The sequence below is a fragment of the Streptomyces sp. NPDC025618 genome (assembly GCF_055558795.1).
On sequence record NZ_JBVHLW010000009.1, the window covers coordinates 172,572 to 190,555 of the forward strand.

Genomic DNA, 17,984 nt, shown 5'->3' on the forward strand with positions numbered 1-17,984 from the left:
TCGTCGGGGAGGAGTCAGTACCTCTCGTCGCGGCCGAGGGGGGGGGGCGCCCCCCCCCCCCCCCCTCCCCCCCCCCCCCCGTGCCCGTGGGCCCGTGGGAGTGGTCCCGCGCGGCGGTGGGCCGCCGGGTCAGAGCTTTCGCGCCCGCCACTCCGCCACGAGGTCCGCGGGCGCCTTCTGCGGCGAGCCCGCGTCGTACGGCGGCTGCGGGTCGTACTCGATGAGGAGTTGCAGCGCCTGGGCCGTGCGGTCGCCCGCGATCCGGCCGGCCAGTGTGAGGCCCATGTCGATGCCGGAGGAGACGCCCGCCGCGGTCACGTACTTCCCGTCGGTGACGACCCGCTCGCCGGTGGACTCGACGCCGTACGACGCCAGTTCCTCCAGGTGCAGCCAGTGCGAGGTGGCCCGGCGGCCCGTCAGCAGGCCGGCGGCGGCGAGGACCAGGGAGCCGGTGCACACGGACGTCGTCCAGGACGTGGTGCGGTCGACCGCCCGCAGCCACTCCCGCACGGCCTCGGACCCTCTCGGCCCGCTCGTGTCGGGCGCGCCGGGCACCACGACGATGTCGGGGCGCGTGACCTCGGCGAGCGAGGCGTCGGCGACCATGGCGAGCCTGCCGCTGTCGTTGCGCAGCGTGCCGGGTTCCTCGGCGACGAAGACGGCCTCGGCGCCGGGGAGGTTGCCGAGCACCTCGTAGGGGCCCACGGCGTCCAGGGCGGTGAAGCCGGGGTAGAGCAGGATGGCGATCTGCACGATCGTCCTTTCGTACGGAACGGGCCGGCTCAGGCCGGGGTCAGCGGGCGGAAGCGGCGGCGGTATTCGGCCGGGGAGGCTCCCAGGGCGCGGATGAAGGCGCGGCGCATCGCCTCGGGCGTGCCGTAGCCGCACGCCCGCGCGACGGCCTCGACAGCGTCGGCGGTGTCTTCGAGCAGCCGGCGCGCGGCTTCCAGCCGGACCCGGTCGACGTAGCGTCCGGGCGTCATCCCGACCTCGCTGTGGAAGGCGCGGGCGAAGTGCCGGGGCGACAGGCCGGCGCGGGCGGCGAGCGCGTCGACGGAGAGGTCGGCCTCCAGGTTCTCCACGACCCAGTGCTGGATGTCGCGCAGGGGCGCCCGCTGTGCGGTCTGGACGGCCAGCTGGGCGCTGAACTGCGTCTGGTTGCCCGGGCGGCGCAGGAAGACGATGAGCCTGCGGGCGACGGCGAGCGCCGGCTCCCGGCCCAGGTCCTCCTCCACGAGGGCGAGCGCGAGGTCGATGCCCGCGGTGACGCCGGCGGCGGTGGCGATCTTTCCGTCGCGTACGTAGATGGGTTCGGGCTCCACGCGGATCGCGGGATAGCGCTCGGCGAGGCCGGCGCAGTAGGCCCAGTGGGTCGTCGCGCGCCGCCCGTCGAGCAGCCCGGCCTCGGCGAGCAGGAACGCGCCCGTGCACACCGACACGATGCGTTCGGCGCGCGGGGCGCACTCGCGCAGCCAGTCGACGAGCCGGGGATCGGCGGCGCGGGTGCCGGTCCCGCCCGGGACGACCAGGGTGTGCGGGACCTCCGCCGAGCGCAGGGACGTGTCGGGCGTCAGCCGCAGGCCGCTGCTGGTGCGGACCGCCCCGCCGTCGACGGTGGCGGTACGGAGCTCGTAGAGATCCGGGTCGCCGGCCACGAAGGCCGCGCGGTCGAACACTTCGAGGGGGCCTGTGACATCGAGGCTCTGCACCCCCTCGAAGAGGGGGAAGAGCACGGTGCGGCGAGGTGTCATGCGCACCATGCTCACCGGGGTCCGGCGCGTCCGCAATGACGAAGTTCCCACCTTTTCTGCCATGGCCGCCGGCCCTCCCCCGGATCTTCCCGCCGTACCGACCAGTCGGTAACGTGCAGCCATGACCACTTCCCAGCGTCTGCCCGAGGGCGCCGCGCGCCGCTGTCACCACGTCGTGAACCCCCTCCACTCCCTCGTCTACTTCTCCCCGGACACCCACCGGGAGTTCACGGCCCTGGGCGTCGAGGACCGCCCCGCCGTCAACTTCGCGGCGCGCGCCGCCGCGTTCGGGCGGGTGGGCGCCGGTGTGGTGGCGGCCGCGTTCTACAACTACAAGTACGAGCTGGTGGCCCGGCACGTCCCGGCCGTCTGGGACACCGTCGCGCCCGAGGACGCGATCGCCGCCCGGCTGCGTGCCGCCGACGCGACCCTGCGCCGCCTGCTCGGCGACGACACCGTCGCCTCGCCGGAGATGGCCGAGGCCGCCCGCCTCGCGCTGCGCGCGACCGAGGGCTGCGCCCGGGGCGGCCGCCCGCTGTACGCCGCCCACGCCGGCCTGCCCGTGCCGGACGCGCCGCACCTCACCCTCTGGTACGCCGCGACACTGCTGCGCGAACACCGCGGCGACGGCCATGTGATGGCGCTCGTCCAGGCCGGACTCGACCCGGTGGAGGCCCTTGTCAGCCACGGCGCGACCGGCCGCGGCATGACCCGCAAGTGGCTGCTGGCCACCCGCGGCTGGAGCGAGGACGAGCTGGACGCGGGCCGGGACCGGCTGCGGCGGCGCGGACTGCTCGACGCCGAGGGTGAGTTGACGGAGGCGGGCAGCACGCTGCGCGAGGAGCTGGAGGGCACCACGGACCGCCTGGACGCGGGCCCGTACGAGCACCTGGGCGCGGCGGGCACCGAGCGCCTCACCGAGCTGGCGACCGCCTTCACCACGGCGGCGCTCGGCGCGGGCGGCTTCCCCGCGGACCTGCTCGGCAAGGGCTGAGCGCCGGGGCCGCGAGGCTCGCGCGGGCGCTGTCGGTGGCACCTGCCACAATGCAGATCGCAGCTCGAGGAGAAAGCGGAGCGTGATCGTGACGGCAGCGGGTGCGTCGACCGAGGACAGGATCGCAGGCAGGATCGCCGAGGAGCTCGGCGTCCGGGAGCGGCAGGTGAAGGCCGCCGTCGACTTGCTCGACGGCGGCTCGACCGTGCCCTTCATCGCCCGCTACCGCAAGGAAGCGACCGAAATGCTCGACGACGCGCAGCTGCGCGCCCTCGAGGAACGGCTGCGCTATCTGCGGGAGCTGGAGGACCGCCGCACGGCGGTCCTGGACTCCGTGCGCGCGCAGGGCAAGCTCGACGCGGCGCTGGAGGAGCGGATCCGCACCGCCGACTCCAAGGCCCGGCTGGAGGACATCTATCTGCCCTTCAAGCCCAAGCGGCGCACCAAGGCGCAGATCGCCCGGGAGGCCGGGCTGGAGCCGCTCGCGGACGGGCTGCTGGGCGACCCGGGCGTCGAGCCGCTCGCCGCGGCGGCCGCCTTCGTCTCCGCCGAGCGCGGGGTGGCCGACGCCGCGGCCGCGCTGGAGGGCGCCCGCGCCATCCTGACCGAGCGCTTCAGCGAGGACGCCGACCTGATCGGCGAGCTGCGCGAGCGCATGTGGACGCGCGGCCGCGTCGCGGCCAAGGTGCGGCCGGGCAAGGAGGAGGCGGGCGCGAAGTTCGCCGACTACTTCGACTTCGCCGAGCCCTTCACCGCGCTGCCCTCGCACCGGGTGCTGGCCATGCTGCGGGGCGAGAAGGAGGAGGTCCTCGACCTCACCCTGGAGCCGGAGGAGCCGTCGGCCGCCGAGGGCCCCACCGCGTACGAGCAGGCCATCGCCCGGCGGTTCGGCATCGTCGGGCGCGGCCGCCCGGCCGACAAGTGGCTGGCCGACACGGTGCGCTGGGCCTGGCGCACCCGCGTCCTCGTCCATCTCGGCATCGACCTGCGGCTGCGGCTGCGCCAGGCCGCCGAGGACGAGGCGGTCCGGGTCTTCGCCGCGAACCTCCGCGACCTGCTCCTCGCCGCCCCCGCGGGCACGCGCGCCACGATGGGCCTCGACCCCGGTTTCCGCACGGGCGTGAAGGTCGCCGTCGTGGACGCGACCGGCAAGGTCGCCGCGACGGAGACCATTTATCCGCATGTGCCGCAGCAGAAGTGGGACGCCTCGCTGGCGACGCTCGCCCGGCTCGCGCGCGAGCACGGCGTGGAGCTGATCGCGATCGGCAACGGCACGGCGTCGCGCGAGACCGACAAGCTCGCCGCCGACCTGATCGCGCGCCACCCGGAGCTGGGGCTGACCAAGGTGATGGTCTCGGAGGCGGGCGCCTCGGTGTATTCCGCCTCCGCGTTCGCCTCCCAGGAGCTGCCGGAGCTGGATGTGTCGCTGCGCGGCGCGGTCTCCATCGCCCGCCGGCTCCAGGACCCGCTCGCCGAACTGGTGAAGATCGACCCCAAGTCCATCGGCGTCGGGCAGTACCAGCACGACCTCTCCGAGGTGAAGCTCTCCCGCTCGCTCGACGCGGTCGTGGAGGACTGCGTGAACGGCGTCGGCGTCGACGTGAACACCGCGTCCGCGCCGCTGCTCTCCCGGGTCTCCGGCATCAGCTCGGGCCTCGCGGAGAACATCGTGGCCCACCGCGACGCCAACGGCCCCTTCCGGTCCCGCAAGGGCCTCAAGGACGTGGCCCGGCTCGGCCCGAAGGCGTACGAGCAGTGCGCGGGCTTCCTGCGGATCCGCGGCGGCGACGACCCGCTGGACGCCTCCAGCGTGCACCCCGAGTCCTATCCCGTGGTGCGGGCGATGGTGAAGGCCACCGGCGGCGAGGTCGCCGCGCTCATCGGCAACACGAGCGTGCTGCGCTCGCTGCGCCCGGAGAACTTCGTCGACGCCTCCGTCGGCCTGCCGACGGTCACCGACATCCTGCGGGAGCTGGAGAAGCCGGGGCGCGACCCGCGTCCGGCGTTCCGGACGGCGACGTTCAAGGACGGCGTCGAGAAGCTCGGCGACCTCGCGCCCGGCATGATCCTCGAAGGCGTCGTCACCAATGTGGCGGCCTTCGGCGCCTTCGTGGACATCGGTGTGCACCAGGACGGTCTCGTGCATGTGTCGGCGATGTCGAAGAACTTCGTGAAGGACCCGCGGGATGTCGTGAAGCCCGGTGACATCGTGCGGGTGAAGGTCATGGAGGTCGACATCCCGCGCAAGCGGGTGTCGCTGACGCTGCGGCTGGAGGACGAGGCGGCTCCCGCGGCCGGGGCCGCGCCGCGCAAGGGGGCTCGCGGTGGGGCGCCTCGGCCGCGGCGGGGTGACGGCGGGGGTGCGCCGCGGTCCCGGGAGGCGGCTCCGCCGGCGAACGATGCGATGGCTGACGCGTTGCGGCGGGCGGGGCTCTTGGACCCGAAGCGGCGCTGACGGTCCCGCTGCGCGGGGCTTGTTCCCCTACCCGCCCCTTCCCGAAACTGGGGGCAAGCCCCCAGACCCCCGCAACACGGCTTCGCCGCGTTGTCCTCAAACTCCCCCAGCTACCTCCCCCAGACTCCGTCCGGGGGTGCCCCCAGAGGTGCCCCCAACGGGCTGGATGTGCTGGCCACGGTCCGCACAATCCAGCCCGTCCGGCGCTTGAGGACGCGCCCGCAGGGCGCTCCCGCCGCAGGCGGCGAACCGGCCCGCAGCCGGGGGCCTGGGGCACGCGCCCCCCCACGCGGCGGAGCCGCACATCAGATGCAGCCGGGAAGGGGCGGGCCTGGGGAAAGAGCCCGCCGCAGGCGGCAACGAAACCCGCACCCGGGAAGCCGCCGAGCCGGGGGAAGAAACGAAACACCGAGCCAGGAGATCCACCCCTTGTCCCACATACCGACCGGCACCGACCTCGCCGCCGACTGCGCCAACTGCTTCGCCCTCTGCTGCACCGTCCCCGCCTTCTCCGCCTCGTCGGACTTCGCGATCGACAAGCCGGCCCGGACGCCGTGCCCCAATCTGCGGGCGGACTTCCGCTGCGGCATTCACACCGAGCTGCGCCCCCGCGGGTTCCGGGGCTGCACGGTCTACGACTGCTTCGGCGCCGGGCAGAAGGTCTCGCAGGTGACGTTCGGCGGGCTGGACTGGCGGCGGGCGCCGGACGGCGGGCAGCGGATGTTCGACGTGTTCCCCGTCATGCGGGACCTGCACGAGCTGCTGTACTACCTGACCGAGGCGCGGGCGCTGCCCGCCGCCCGGCCGGTGCGCGGTGAGCTCACCCGCGCGCTGGAGGAGACCCGGCGGCTCACCGCCCTGGACGCCGAGGACCTCGCGGCCGTGGACGTCATGGCCGTCCGGCAGGAGGTCAACCCCCTGCTGCTGCGGGCGAGCGAGCTCGCGCGCGCCGGGTTCGGCGGGAAGAAGAAGGACCGCCGCGGAGCCGACCTCATCGGGGCGAAGCTCAAGGGCGCGGACCTCCGGGGCGCCAGTCTGCGGGGCGCCCGCCTCATAGGTGCCGACCTGCGCGGCGCCGACCTGCGGCTGGCCGACCTCATCGGGGCCGATCTGCGCGGGGCGGACCTCAGGGGCGCCGACCTCACCGGCAGCCTCTTCCTCATCCAGTCGCAGCTCGACGCCGCGAAGGGCGACGCCGCCACCGTGCTGCCGCCGTCGCTGAACCGCCCGGCGCACTGGTAGGCGCGCCGGGCGGTCCGGCGGGCAGTCACGCCCCGGCGGTCCGGTCCGGGAACTCCGGCAACGGCCGCTCGAACAGCCAGGGGTGGAGCAGGCCGGTCAGCGGCCGGCCCGCCGTCCGTTCCGCGTGGGCGACGAACGCGTCGGTGTCCGCGCTGCCGCCGCGGTGCGCGGCGTGCCAGGTGCGCAGCACCGTGAAGAACCGCTCGTCGCCGAGGGCCAGCCGGAGCGCGTGCAGGGTGCACGCGCCCCGGACGTAGACCCGGTCGTCGAAGATGCGGCTGCGCCCGGGATCGCCGATGCGCAGGTTCTGCCGGTGGCCGGACAGCTCCTGCCGGGCCTGCACGGCGAGGGTATGGGCGTCGTCCTCGTCGATGTGCTCGGACCACAGCCACTCCGCGTAGGTGGCGAACCCCTCGTTGAGCCAGATGTGCCGCCAGTCGTTGAGGCTGACGCTGTTGCCGTACCACTGGTGGGCGATCTCGTGGGCCACGAGCGTCTCCGAGCCGCGCTTGCCATCCATATGGTTGCTGCCGAAGACGGAGAGCGTCTGGTTCTCCACGGGCGCCGCGAGTTCGGCGTCGACGACGACGGCGCCGTACGTCTCGAAGGGATACGGGCCGAACATCTTTGTGAAGGCGCGCAGCATCTGCGGCTGGCGGGCCAGGTCGTACCGGGCCCGGTCGGCGAGGTGGGCGGGGTAGGCGTTGCGCAGCGGTACGGGTGAGCCGCTGCTCTCCGTGTCGTGCGTCTCGTGCGTGAACCGGCCGGTGTAGACGGCCGCGAGGTAGGACGCCATCGGCCCGGGGTGGTGGTAGGTCCAGCTCACCGACCCGTCGTCGAGGTCCCGGCGCTCGCGCAGGGTGCCGTTGGCGAGCGCGTGGTGGCCCGCGGGCACCGTCACGGTGACGGTGTAGGCGGCCTTGTCGTCCGGCCGGTCGTTGCACGGGAACCACGAGGGCGCGCCGAGCGGCTGGGAGGCGACGAGGGTGCCGTCGTGACCGTCGCCGGTACGGTCCCAGCCGATCGCGCCGAACGGGGTGCGCAGGGGCCCCGGGCTGCCGCTGTAGCGGATGTCCGCGGTGAACGGCCGGCCCGGGGCGAGCGGCCGGGCGGCGGTGAGCACGGCCTTGCCGTCCCGCCGCTGCACGGTCGCCGCCTCGCCGTCGATCTCCGCGGCGTGCACGGTCAGCCGCGCCAGGTCGAGTTCGACCCGGCGGGTGTTCTCGTTGGCGACGGCCTTGATCGTGGCGTGGCCGTCCAGCCACGCGGACCCGGGGTCGTAGGCGAGCCGCAGGTCGTAGGCGAGGGTGCGGTGGCCGTACGAGCCGTGGCGCGGGAAGTAGCGCGCCGCCGGGCCGTCGCCATGGGCGGCCCGGTCGCTCGTGCCGGCCGCGGTCGCGGCCAGCGGGAGGGCCGCCGCCGCGGCCGTGAGAACGGCGCGGCGGCTGCACGGGAAGCGGTCCCGGAGGGTCATGATGCGTCGTCGCCCCTCACGCCACACGCTCCCCCGCGATCGGGTTGCCCGCCCAGCGGGTCCCGGCGGGCACCGACTCGCCGCGCATGACCAGCGAGGACGGCGCGATGGCCGCGTGCTCGCCGATGCTGGTGCCGGGCAGGACGATGCCGTGCGGGCCGAGCGAGGCGCCGGCGGCGAGGTGGACGGTGTCCATCCGCATGATCCGGTCGTGGAAGAGGTGGGTCTGCAGGACACAGCCGCGGTTGACGCTGACGCCGTCACCGAGGGAGATCAGGTCGGTCTCGGGCAGCCAGTGCGTGTCGCACCACACGCCGCGGCCGATCCGGGCGCCCAGGCTGCGCAGCCACCAGTTGAGGACCGGGGTGCCGGTGAAGGGGCCCGCCATCCACGGCACGGCGAGGGACTCCACGAAGGTGTCGTAGAGCTCGTTGCGCCAGACGAAGGAGCTCCACAGCGGGTGCTCGCCCACCTTGAAGCGGCCCATGAGCAGCCACTTCGCGGCGGTCGCGGTGAGTCCGGCGGCGGCCGCGGCGGCCAGCAGCAGGGGGGCGCCGACGGCCGCGGCGAGGCCGGGGCCTCCGGTGTCGAGCGCGTCCTGCTCGCCCAGCAGGACCAGTTCGGCGAACGCGAAGCCGATGATCAGCGGCAGGACGCGGCAGATCTCGACGGCCGCGCGGGCGAGGACGAGGCGGCGCGGCGGCGCGAAGGTGCGGCCCGCCTCGGCGACGGTCGCGACGCGCGGCAGCGGCATCGCGGGACGGCCCAGCCAGGAGGAGCCCGGCTCGCTGTGCTCGGGGGTGTCGGAGAGAACACCGATCAGGCCGTTGTCGGGCACGCTCCGGCCGGGGCCGACGATGCCGGAGTTGCCGACGAAGGCGCGCCGCCCGATGCGCGCGGTGCCCAGCCGCATCCGGCCGCCGTGCAGTTCGTACGGGGCGACCAGGGTGTCGTCGGCGAGGAACGCGCCCTCGTCGACCGTGAGCAGCGACGGGAGCGGGAGCACCGTGGAGATCTCGGCGTTCTTGCCGACGCGGGCGCCGAGCAGGCGCATCCAGACGGGGGTGGCCAGGCCCGCGTAGAGCGGGAAGAGGCTGGAGCGCGTGGAGTCGAGCAGCCGGGTGACGAGCCAGGCCCGCCAGGCGACCCCGCCGGTGGCGGGGTGGTCGCCAGGGGTGATCCCGCGCCCGAGGAGCCGGACGACCCCGGCGACGAGCAGCGCCCAGCACAGGGTGGTGGCGACGGTGAGCACGGGCGCGGCGGCGAGCAGCAGCAGCGTCACGGACAGCAGCGTGGAGCAGCTCTTGACCAGGTAGTACGTGCCGACCAGCGACGGGAGCGCCGAGAGGAGCGGCAGCAGGGGCACGAGCGCGAGGGACAGCGCGTAGGCGAGGCGCCAGCGCGGGCTCATCGGCGGTGTGGCGGGCGGGATGCGGCGGGCGCGCCGGGCGCGGCCGGCGGTTCCGGCGGGGCGGGGGGAGCCCTTGCCGCGGCCCGCGTAGGGCTCGGGGCGGCCGGTCGGCTGCGGGCGGACGGAGCCGCTGCGCGGGCGACGGCTCCTCAGGGCGGAGCGGGTGGCGGGGCGGTCACCCGCGTCCGCCGGGTGGCCGAGGCCGTCGAAGGCCTCGTCCACGGCGCGCGCGGCCGCCGCGAGGGCGCTGTCCGTGCGGGAGGCCGGGACAGCGGAGCCTCGCCCGAGGCCCTCGCCGCGCTCGGCGGACGTCGCGCTCGCGGGGCGGGGCACCGCGGTGCGGGGCCGGGGGCGGGCCGGCGATCCTTCCCAGGTCTCGCCGGCGGGGATGTGGCCGTCGAGGCAGGCGCCGGAGGTGAGTTCGGCGTTCGCGCCGAGGGAGGCGCCGGGCATCATCATGCTGCGGTGGGCCACCCGGGCGCCCGCGCCGATCTTCACGGTGCCGACGTGCAGGAGTCCGCCGTCGAGCCACCAGCCGGAGAGGTCGGCCTCGGGCTCGACGCCGCAGCCGTCGCCGAATTCGGCGAGGCCGGTCACCGGCGGCATCGCGTGCAGGGCCACGCCGCGGCCGGCCTTGCAGCCCAGGGCGCGGGCGTACAGGGCGGCCCAGGGCGTGCCCAGGAGGGTCGGGACGCCGAAGGAGGCCACCGTGCGCTCCGCGGCCCACAGCCGCAGGTGGACGCGACCGCCGCGCGGATAGGCGCCCGGCTTGATGCCGCGGGTCAGGGTACGGGCGGCGCAGGCGCCGATCGCGAAGCGGGCGGGTGCGCTGAAGAGCACCACCCAGCCGATCAGCACCAGCCACCAGGAGGTGTGCGGTGCCCAGGCCCGCGGGGCCAGCAGGCCGAGGACGTTGTCGGCGGCGGCGAGGCCGACCAGCCCCCGGAGCCCGGCGACGCCGAAGAGCGCGCACTGCACGAGGATCTGGGCCACGCCGGTGCGCCGCGGCAGGGGCCGCACCGGGCGCACCTCGGGCGCGGGGCCCGAGGACCGCGCGGGGGTGAGGGAGTCGATGTGGGCGGCCATGTCGCGCAGGACGGTGTGCCGGTAGAGGCCGGCGACGGAGACGCCGGGGTGGTGCTCGCGCAGGGCGGAGGCCATGCGGGCGGCGGTGAGGCTGGTGCCGCCGAGGGCGACGAAGTCGGAGTCGGCGGTGGGCCGGGAGCCGAGCAGTTGCTCCCACAGGTGGGCCAGCCGGGCCGCGGTGCCGCGCAGTTCCTCGCCGTCCTCGGCGGACTGCGGCAGCGGCCACGGCAGGGCGTCCCGGTCGACCTTGCCGGAGGTGCGGGTGGGCAGTTCGCCGACCTCGGCGAGGACGGGGACCAGCGCGGCGGGCAGCCGCTCGGCGAGCAGCGCTCTCGCCTTGTGCCGGTCGTATCCGCCGTCGGGCAGGACGTAGCCCACGAGGATCTTGCCGCCCGCCGGGGTGGTGCGCACGGCGGCCGCGGCGCCGTGCACGCCGGGCAGGGAGCTCAACGCGGCGTCGATCTCGCCCAGTTCGAGGCGGCGGCCGCCGATCTTGATCTGGTCGTCGGCGCGGCCGGCGAAGACCAGGCCCTCGGGGTCGGCGCGGACGAGGTCGCCGGTGCGGTAGGCGCGGTCGGTTCCGAGGGCCTCCGAGCGCCGGTAGCGGTCGGCGTCCTTGACCGGGTCGAGGTAACGGGCGTTGCCCGCGCCCGCGATGACGAGCTCGCCCTCGGCGCCGTAGGGCACGAGTTCGCCGTTCCCGTCCACGACGGCCAGTTCCCAGCCGTTCAGCGGCAGGCCGATGCGGACGGGCTCGCCGGGCAGCATCCGGGCGGCGCAGGCGACGACGGTGGTCTCGGTGGGCCCGTAGGTGTTCCACATCTCACGGCCGGCCACGGCGAAGCGGTCGACGAGCGCGGCGGGGCACGCCTCGCCGCCGACGATCAGCAGCCGCACGCGGTCCAGGCACTCCGGGGGCCACAGCGCCGCGAGGGTGGGCACGGTGGAGACGACGGTGATGCCGCGTTCGACCAGCCAGGGGCCGAGTTCATGGCCGGCCCGGACCAGGGCGCGGGGCGCGGGCACCAGGCAGGCGCCGTAGCGCCAGGCCAGCCACATCTCCTCGCAGGAGGCGTCGAAGGCCACGGAGAGTCCGGCCAGCACCCGGTCGCCGGGGCCAAGCGGGCTGTCCTGGAGGAAGAGCGCGGCCTCGGCGTCGACGAAGGCGGCGGCGCTGCGGTGGGTGACGGCGACGCCCTTGGGGGCACCGGTGGAGCCGGAGGTGAAGATGATCCAGGCGTCGTCCTCGGGGAGCGGCTCCGGCCGCTGCGTCCGCAGGGGGTCGACGGGCCCGGCCGCGTGGAGGCCGTCGGCACCGAGGACGGCGCAGACGCCGGCCTCGCCGAAGACGGTGGCGGCGCGCTCGTCGGGGTCGTCCGCGTCGACCGGCACATAGGCGGCGCCGCAGGCCAGCACGGCGAGGATGGACAGATACAGCTCCGCGGTGCCCGACGGGACGCGAATGCCGACGCGGTCGCCAGGGCCGATGCCGACGCGGCGCAGCCGGTCGGCGCGGACGGTGATCTCGTCCCGCAGCGCGCGGTAGGTGAGGGCCTCGTTACCGGTGTCGAGGGCGAGGGCCTCGGGATGTGCGGCGATCGTGGTGTCGAGTACGTCGAGCAGGGTGCGCGGGCGCGGTGCCGGGGCACCGCGGTAGCGGGCCTGCCCCACAGGGGGGTCCTGTGTGCCGGGTTGTGGGCCGGAAAGGGACGGGGACATCGGTACGCCTCTATTCGCCTTAATACGACGACGGGTGGAACGGACGCCCTCGGGACGTCCGCCACCACAGACGCCGGCCTCCGGCGCGGGGTTCGCATGGTGGAGCCAGAATTCCGCAAATCGAACACCTGCCGGAGCATCCCCATCAGGAGTTCAAATCCGCCACCGTGCGGGGCCGAGGGGCGACCGGCCCCGGCGCGTCGCCCCGACCGCCATGGCGAGCGCTTGGCCAAATATTGGCCTGTACCTGGGTTTGTTTTCGGACACCGCTTCACCCGGACGGGCTGTTGCGGTTTCCCAGCCTGTCAGCCGGCCGTCCGAAGCTGTCGATTCCCTGTGCGTCTGACCTGTCGGTTCTCTGTACGGCCGGCCTGTCAGTTCTCTGTGAGACGGCCGTCCGCGACCTCGATGCGGCGGGTGGTGTGCACGGCGTCGAGCATCCGGCGGTCGTGGGTGACGAGCAGCAGCGTGCCCTCGTACGACGCGAGCGCGGACTCCAGCTGCTCGATGGCCGGAAGGTCGAGGTGGTTGGTGGGCTCGTCCAGGACGAGCAGATTGACACCGCGGGCCTGGAGCAGCGCGAGGGCGGCGCGGGTGCGCTCGCCCGGCGAGAGGGTGGCGGCCGGGCGCAGCACGTGGGCGGCCTTCAGCCCGAACTTCGCGAGCAGGGTGCGGACGTCGGCGGGCTCCAGCTCCGGCACGGCCGCCTCGAAGGCGGTCAGCAGCGCCTCGGTCCCGAAGAAGAGGGCGCGCGCCTGGTCGACCTCGCCGACGACGACGCCGGGGCCGAGCGCGGCGGCGCCCGCGTCGAGCGGGAGCCTGCCCAGCAGGGCGGCGAGGAGGGTGGACTTGCCGGAGCCGTTGGCGCCCGTGATCGCGACCCGGTCGGCCCAGTCGATCTGGAGGTCGGCGGGGCCGAAGGTGAAGGAGCCGCGGCGCACCTCGGCGCCGCGCAGGGTGGCCACGACCGCGCCGGAGCGGGGCGCGGCGGCGATCTCCATGCGCAGCTCCCACTCCTTGCGGGGCTCCTCGACCACCTCCAGCCGCTCGATGAGCCGCTCCGTCTGGCGGGCCTTGGCGGCCTGCTTCTCGGTGGACTCGGCGCGCAGCTTGCGGCCGATCTTGTCGTTGTCGGTGGCCTTGCGGCGGGCGTTCCTGACGCCCTTCTCCATCCAGTTCCGCTGGGTGCGGGCGCGGGACTCCAGGCCGGCGCGGGTGTCGGCGTACTCCTCGTACGCCTCGCGGGCGTGCCGACGAGCGGTCTCGCGCTCCTCCAGATAGGCGGCGTAGCCACCGCCGTAGAGGGAGATCTGCTGCTGGGCGAGGTCGAGCTCGAGGACCTTGTCGACCGTGCGGGCGAGGAACTCGCGGTCGTGGCTGACGAGGACGGTGCCCGCGCGCAGCCCGGTGACGAAGGACTCCAGGCGGGCCAGGCCGTCCAGGTCGAGGTCGTTGGTGGGCTCGTCGAGGAGGAAGACGTCGTAGCGGCTGAGCAGCAGCGAGGCGAGACCGGCGCGGGCGGCCTGGCCGCCGGAGAGGGCGGTCATGGGCCGGTCCAGGCCGACGGTGAGGCCGAGGGAGCCGGTGACCTCCTCGGCACGCTCCTCCAGGTCGGCGCCGCCGAGGTCGAGCCAGCGGTCGAGGCTGTGGGCGTAGGCGTCGTCGGCGCCGGGGGCGCCGTCCACCAGGGCCTGGGTCGCGGCGTCGAGGGCGGCCTGGGCGGCGGCGACGCCGGTGCGGCGGGCGAGGAAGGCCCGCACGGTCTCGCCGGGGCGGCGCTCGGGCTCCTGGGGCAGGTGGCCGACGGTCGCGGTGGGCGGGCTGAGCCGGACGGCGCCCTCCTCGGGGGCGGCCAGGCCGGCGAGCATCCTCAGCAGCGTCGACTTGCCCGCGCCGTTGGCGCCGACCAGACCGATGACGTCGCCGGGCGCGACGACGAGGTCGAGCCCGGCGAAGAGGGTGCGGTCGCCATGTCCGGCGGCGAGGTCCTTGGCGACGAGGGTGGCGCTCATGATGCGCCGACTCTAACCGCTGGAGGGCCCGGTCCCATAACAGTTTTTTCTATGGGCCACCTGTGGCACCCGCGCGATCGCGCCACCGGGCGGGAGCGCGCGGGTGCGGTCAGGCGGCGGGGATGTGGGACGGCGCCGCCGGGCGGACGCCCCGCGGCGGGGTGCCCTGGTGCGGCACGGGACCGTGACCGCCCGCCGTCGCGCGGGCGAAGGCGGCCCACCCGCCGACGAGCGGCAGCCGGGCGGAGGTGCCGCTGAGGTCCACGGTCAGCCGCGGGCTGGTGGCGGCGGGCTCGATGAGCCCGGCGTCGGTGCCCGCGACGATCAGGGCGAGGCGGTGGCCCGCCGGAACGACGTGGTCGGTGGCGGCGAGGTCGAGGGTGAGGGAGTACGGCTTGCCGGGGGTCAGCGGACGGGCCTTGCCTCCCGCGTAGTGGCCGAGGTCCGCCCAGCCGCGGCTGAAGACGGTGTATCCGACCTGCTCGGTGTCCGCCGCGGTGTCCTTGAAGCAGCCGGTGTCACCGGCGTTGCCGCTCCCCCAGCAGCTGCCGCCGGGCAGGGTTTTGATGCCCTCGCCATCGCCCGCGTAGTCGCGGATGACCGCCGGGCCGAGGTCGACCAGGACGGCGGAGAGGTGGGCGGAGCCGGTGGAGGGGGTGACGGTGAGGCGGACCGTGGAGGAGCCGGACAGCCGCAGGTCGTGAGTGAGCGGGCCGGTGGTGAACCCGGCCTTGCCGGGGGTCGCCTCGTCGATGCGGGCCGACCAGTCGCCCTCGTTCAGCTTCGGGTCGTCGGTGAAGGCGGCGGTGGCACCGGCCGGGGCGGGCTTGAGGCCCAGCGTGCCGACGCCGGCGACGGGGCCGGCGGCCGGGCGGAGCGTGGTGGCCGAGGTGCCGGCCGGTGGCCAGACGCGGTCGGTGGACCACTGGTCGGGAGCGCGCTCGATGTCGGCCATGGGCTCGCGCTCGATGCCGTTGTCATAGCCGAGGAGGTAGTGGTCGAACCAGCGGTGCAGCGTGGGCACCCAGGCGTCGCGGCGGAAGTCGAAGGGGTCGACGTGCCCGGCCTGCGACAGCCAGATCTTGCGCTCCACACCGTGCTGCGCGAGCGCGTCCCACCACTGGCCGAGGTGCTTGGTGCGGACGTTGAGGTCCTGCGCGCCGTGGACGGCGAAGACGCTGGCGCGCACCTTGCCGGCGTCCTTGACGTAGTCGCGCGCCTCCCACAGGGAGGTCCAGTCGCCGTTGCGCGGGGCGCCTTCGACGAGACGGCGCTGCTCGGCCTGGCAGTGGGCGCGCGCGTCGGGGCTCTCGATGCCGTTCGAGAGCCCGTCGGGGCCGCCGTCGTAGAGGGCGGCGCCCTTGGCGAAGTAGTAGTCGTACCAGGAGCTGATCCCGCCGATCGGGACGATGGTCTTCAGCCCCTCGACCCCGGTGGCGGCGACGCCGTTGGCGACGGTGCCGTCGTAGCTCTTGCCGATCATCCCGACGGCGCCGGTCGTCCAGCCGGCCTTGACCGCCGATCCGCCCGTACGGCTGCTGTAGCCGCGGGCGCGGCCGTTCAGCCAGTCGACGACGGCCTTCGCGGACCGGATGTCGGAACGGCCGCCGATGTCGACGCAGCCGTCGGAGCGGTTGGTTCCGGCCAGGTCGACCAGGGCGACGGCATAGCCGCGCGGGACGAAGTAGTTGTCGTAATAGAGCGGGAACTGCACCGGCCTGCCCTGGGCGTCATAGGTCTTCAGCTGACTCTCGTTGCCCCGCCCGCAGCAGGAGTAGTACGGGCTGGCATCCATGATCACCGGTATGCGTCTGCCCTGTTCGGCGGGCTCGCGGGGGCGGATGATGTCGACGGCGACGCGGTCGGACCGGCCGTCGCCGTCGCCGTCGGTCGTGATGTCCACCCATACGGACTCGCGCACGGCACGGTCGTACGAATAGACGGGTCTGCTCTCCTTCGGCTTCGCCGCGCCGCCGGTCGCGGCGCTCGCCGCTCCCGGCGTGAGGAACGCGGCCAACAGGGCGGCCACCGCCGCCAGTACGAGTGAGGTCCAGGGAACGCGGGTGTCCCGCGGGCGTGTGCGCACCCGCCGGACCGTAGCGCGGTGAACTGCCGCGCAGAAGGGGATGGGAGCAGTCTCACGAGGTGGCCGGAAACCCGATTCGTGACAGGCGCATGACGATCCCATGTCGGACGCCCCATGGACATACCCTCCCTCACAGTGAGTTCATAGGCTCCGAGTGATCGTTATCGTCTACGAGTTGGAGTAGCTCGTGCGTCACAGACTCATCGTTCCGGGCGCGGCCGCCGCCTGCCTGCTGCTGGCGATCCCCGCGTCTGCCGCCGAGCCCACGCCGGGCGCACCGGGCGTCGGGGACTCCTACTACCCCGACGCCGGGAACGGCGGTTACCACGTCTCGCACTACGACCTGAGGCTGAAGTACCAGCCGACGACGGACAAGCTGGAGGGCACGGCGACCCTGCTCGCCACCACCACCCAGGACCTGTCCCGCTTCAACCTGGACTTCCTGCTCGACGTGAACGAGGTCCTGGTCAACGGGAAGAAGGCGACGTTCGCCAGGTCCGGCGTCCACGAGCTGGAGATCACCCCGTCCGCCGCCCTGCCCAAGGGCAAGGACGTGAGCGTGGTCGTCCGCTACAGCGGCACCCCCTCCACGGTGAAGGTCGGCAACTTCACCGCCTGGAACCGCACCCCGGACGGCGCGGTCGTGGCGCAGGAGCCGGAGGGCTCGGCCTGGTGGTTCCCGAGCAACGACCACCCGACGGACAAGGCCACGTACGACATCTCGGTGTCGGTGCCGGACGGCTACCAGACCGTCAGCAACGGCGTCCTGACCTCGCAGAGCTCCAAGCTCGGCTGGACGCGCTACAACTGGCGCTCCGCCAAGCCGCAGGCGACGTATCTCACCACGCTCGCGGTGGGCAAGTTCGACATCACGCGGGACACCACCGCCAACGGGCTGCCGGTCCTCAACGCCTACAGCAAGGACCTCGGCGAGAACGGCCCCGCCGTCCGGGCGACGATCGAGCGCACCCCCGAGGTCATCGACTGGGAGAGCTCCCTCTTCGGGCCGTACCCCTTCACCGCGGTCGGCGGCTATGTGCCCAACGTGAAGACGAGCTACGCGCTGGAGACCCAGACCCGGCCGTACTACAGCCCGGGCAGCTTCAGCAGCGGCGCCAACACCTCGCTCATCGTGCACGAGCTGGCCCACCAGTGGTTCGGCGACAGTGTCTCGGTGAAGGACTGGCGCAACATCTGGCTCAACGAGGGCTTCGCCACCTACGCCCAGTGGCTGTGGTCGGAGAAGGAGGGCGAGGGCACCACCCGGGAGATCGCCGACTACGTCTACGGCGGCGTGCCCGCCGACAACGCCTTCTGGACGGTCAAGCCGGGCGACCCGGGCGCGGACAAGCAGTTCGACCGCGCCGTCTACGACCGCGGGGCCCTCGCGCTCCAGGCGCTGCGCACCAAGGTCGGCGACAAGGCGTTCTTCGAGATCCTCCAGGGGTGGACGGCCGCGAACAAGTACGGCAACGCCTCGATCCAGGACTTCGTGACGTTCGCCGAAAAGGTCTCCGGCAAGCCGCTCGCGCAGCTCTTCGACACCTGGCTGTTCGCCACCTCCAAGCCGGCCGTGTCGCCGAACTCCACGGGCACGGCGCCCAAGGCGGCGAAGTCGCTCAAGGCCCCGGCGCAGCCGAAGTCCTGGAAGAAGATCCAGGAGGCGCAGGCCGCCACGCACCCGCAGCACTGATCCCCGCACGGCCCAGGGCCCGTCGCCACCGCGATCGCCGCGGTACGACGGGCCCTGTGCC

The 17,984-nt window shown here is 74.1% G+C and carries 10 protein-coding genes; 4 read left to right on the top strand and 6 right to left on the bottom strand.

Features of this window, described 5'->3' with window-relative positions; genetic code table 11:
• Positions 1 to 129: 129 nt before the first annotated feature.
• Together ACZ4A5_RS11835 and ACZ4A5_RS11840 are read right to left on the bottom strand one after the other, a co-directional pair.
• Positions 130 to 753, bottom strand: coding sequence for a DJ-1/PfpI family protein (locus ACZ4A5_RS11835; RefSeq protein ID WP_467581640.1), 624 nt, complete (start codon positions 751 to 753; stop codon positions 130 to 132).
• Positions 754 to 782: 29 nt separating this feature from the next.
• Entirely contained in the window at positions 783 to 1,751 is a 969-nt protein-coding gene (locus ACZ4A5_RS11840; RefSeq protein ID WP_467581643.1) for a GlxA family transcriptional regulator, read from the bottom strand.
• A 121-nt stretch (positions 1,752 to 1,872) separates the two neighbouring features.
• Here ACZ4A5_RS11840 and ACZ4A5_RS11845 point away from each other — a divergent pair, with 121 nt between their 5' ends.
• From ACZ4A5_RS11845 to ACZ4A5_RS11855, 3 genes are all read left to right on the top strand, one after another.
• Positions 1,873 to 2,745: an SCO6745 family protein gene (locus tag ACZ4A5_RS11845; protein ID WP_467581646.1), complete on the top strand. Its 873-nt coding sequence runs from the start codon at positions 1,873 to 1,875 to the stop codon at positions 2,743 to 2,745.
• Positions 2,746 to 2,827: 82 nt separating this feature from the next.
• The gene (locus ACZ4A5_RS11850; protein ID WP_467581649.1) at positions 2,828 to 5,200 is read left to right on the top strand and encodes a Tex family protein; all 2,373 of its coding nucleotides are present in this window, start codon (positions 2,828 to 2,830) and stop codon (positions 5,198 to 5,200) included.
• A 429-nt stretch (positions 5,201 to 5,629) separates the two neighbouring features.
• A complete protein-coding gene (locus tag ACZ4A5_RS11855) occupies positions 5,630 to 6,442 on the top strand; it encodes a pentapeptide repeat-containing protein (RefSeq protein WP_467581652.1) in 813 nt (270 codons plus the stop codon).
• Positions 6,443 to 6,467: 25 nt separating this feature from the next.
• Here the strand turns inward: ACZ4A5_RS11855 and ACZ4A5_RS11860 are convergent, their stop codons facing one another.
• The 4 genes from ACZ4A5_RS11860 to ACZ4A5_RS11875 form a co-directional block, all read right to left on the bottom strand.
• Complete coding sequence (locus ACZ4A5_RS11860) at positions 6,468 to 7,916, bottom strand: M1 family metallopeptidase (RefSeq protein WP_467581655.1); 1,449 nt, start codon at positions 7,914 to 7,916, stop codon at positions 6,468 to 6,470.
• Between the two features lie 16 nt (positions 7,917 to 7,932).
• Entirely contained in the window at positions 7,933 to 12,132 is a 4,200-nt protein-coding gene (locus ACZ4A5_RS11865; RefSeq protein WP_467581658.1) for a Pls/PosA family non-ribosomal peptide synthetase, read from the bottom strand.
• Positions 12,133 to 12,506: 374 nt separating this feature from the next.
• Positions 12,507 to 14,144 carry an ABC-F family ATP-binding cassette domain-containing protein gene (locus ACZ4A5_RS11870; protein ID WP_467581660.1) on the bottom strand — a complete coding sequence of 546 codons (1,638 nt, stop codon included), beginning with the start codon at positions 14,142 to 14,144 and terminating at the stop codon, positions 12,507 to 12,509.
• 109 nt (positions 14,145 to 14,253) lie between these two features.
• Positions 14,254 to 16,332 carry a Xaa-Pro dipeptidyl-peptidase gene (locus ACZ4A5_RS11875; protein ID WP_467581663.1) on the bottom strand — a complete coding sequence of 693 codons (2,079 nt, stop codon included), beginning with the start codon at positions 16,330 to 16,332 and terminating at the stop codon, positions 14,254 to 14,256.
• A gap of 85 nt (positions 16,333 to 16,417) precedes the next feature.
• Here ACZ4A5_RS11875 and ACZ4A5_RS11880 point away from each other — a divergent pair, with 85 nt between their 5' ends.
• Positions 16,418 to 17,923, top strand: coding sequence for a M1 family metallopeptidase (locus tag ACZ4A5_RS11880; RefSeq protein ID WP_467581665.1), 1,506 nt, complete (start codon positions 16,418 to 16,420; stop codon positions 17,921 to 17,923).
• The last annotated feature ends 61 nt before the right edge of the window (positions 17,924 to 17,984 follow it).

Excerpts from the sequence above, each read along its gene's own strand:
- ACZ4A5_RS11875 (WP_467581663.1), bottom strand. The coding sequence starts at position 16,332 with ATGGGATCGTCATGCGCCTGTCACGAATCGGGTTTCCGGCCACCTCGT.
- ACZ4A5_RS11870 (WP_467581660.1), bottom strand. The coding sequence starts at position 14,144 with ATGAGCGCCACCCTCGTCGCCAAGGACCTCGCCGCCGGACATGGCGAC.
- ACZ4A5_RS11845 (WP_467581646.1), top strand. The coding sequence starts at position 1,873 with ATGACCACTTCCCAGCGTCTGCCCGAGGGCGCCGCGCGCCGCTGTCAC.
- ACZ4A5_RS11865 (WP_467581658.1), bottom strand. The coding sequence starts at position 12,132 with ATGTCCCCGTCCCTTTCCGGCCCACAACCCGGCACACAGGACCCCCCT.
- ACZ4A5_RS11860 (WP_467581655.1), bottom strand. The coding sequence starts at position 7,916 with ATGACCCTCCGGGACCGCTTCCCGTGCAGCCGCCGCGCCGTTCTCACG.
- ACZ4A5_RS11840 (WP_467581643.1), bottom strand. The coding sequence starts at position 1,751 with ATGACACCTCGCCGCACCGTGCTCTTCCCCCTCTTCGAGGGGGTGCAG.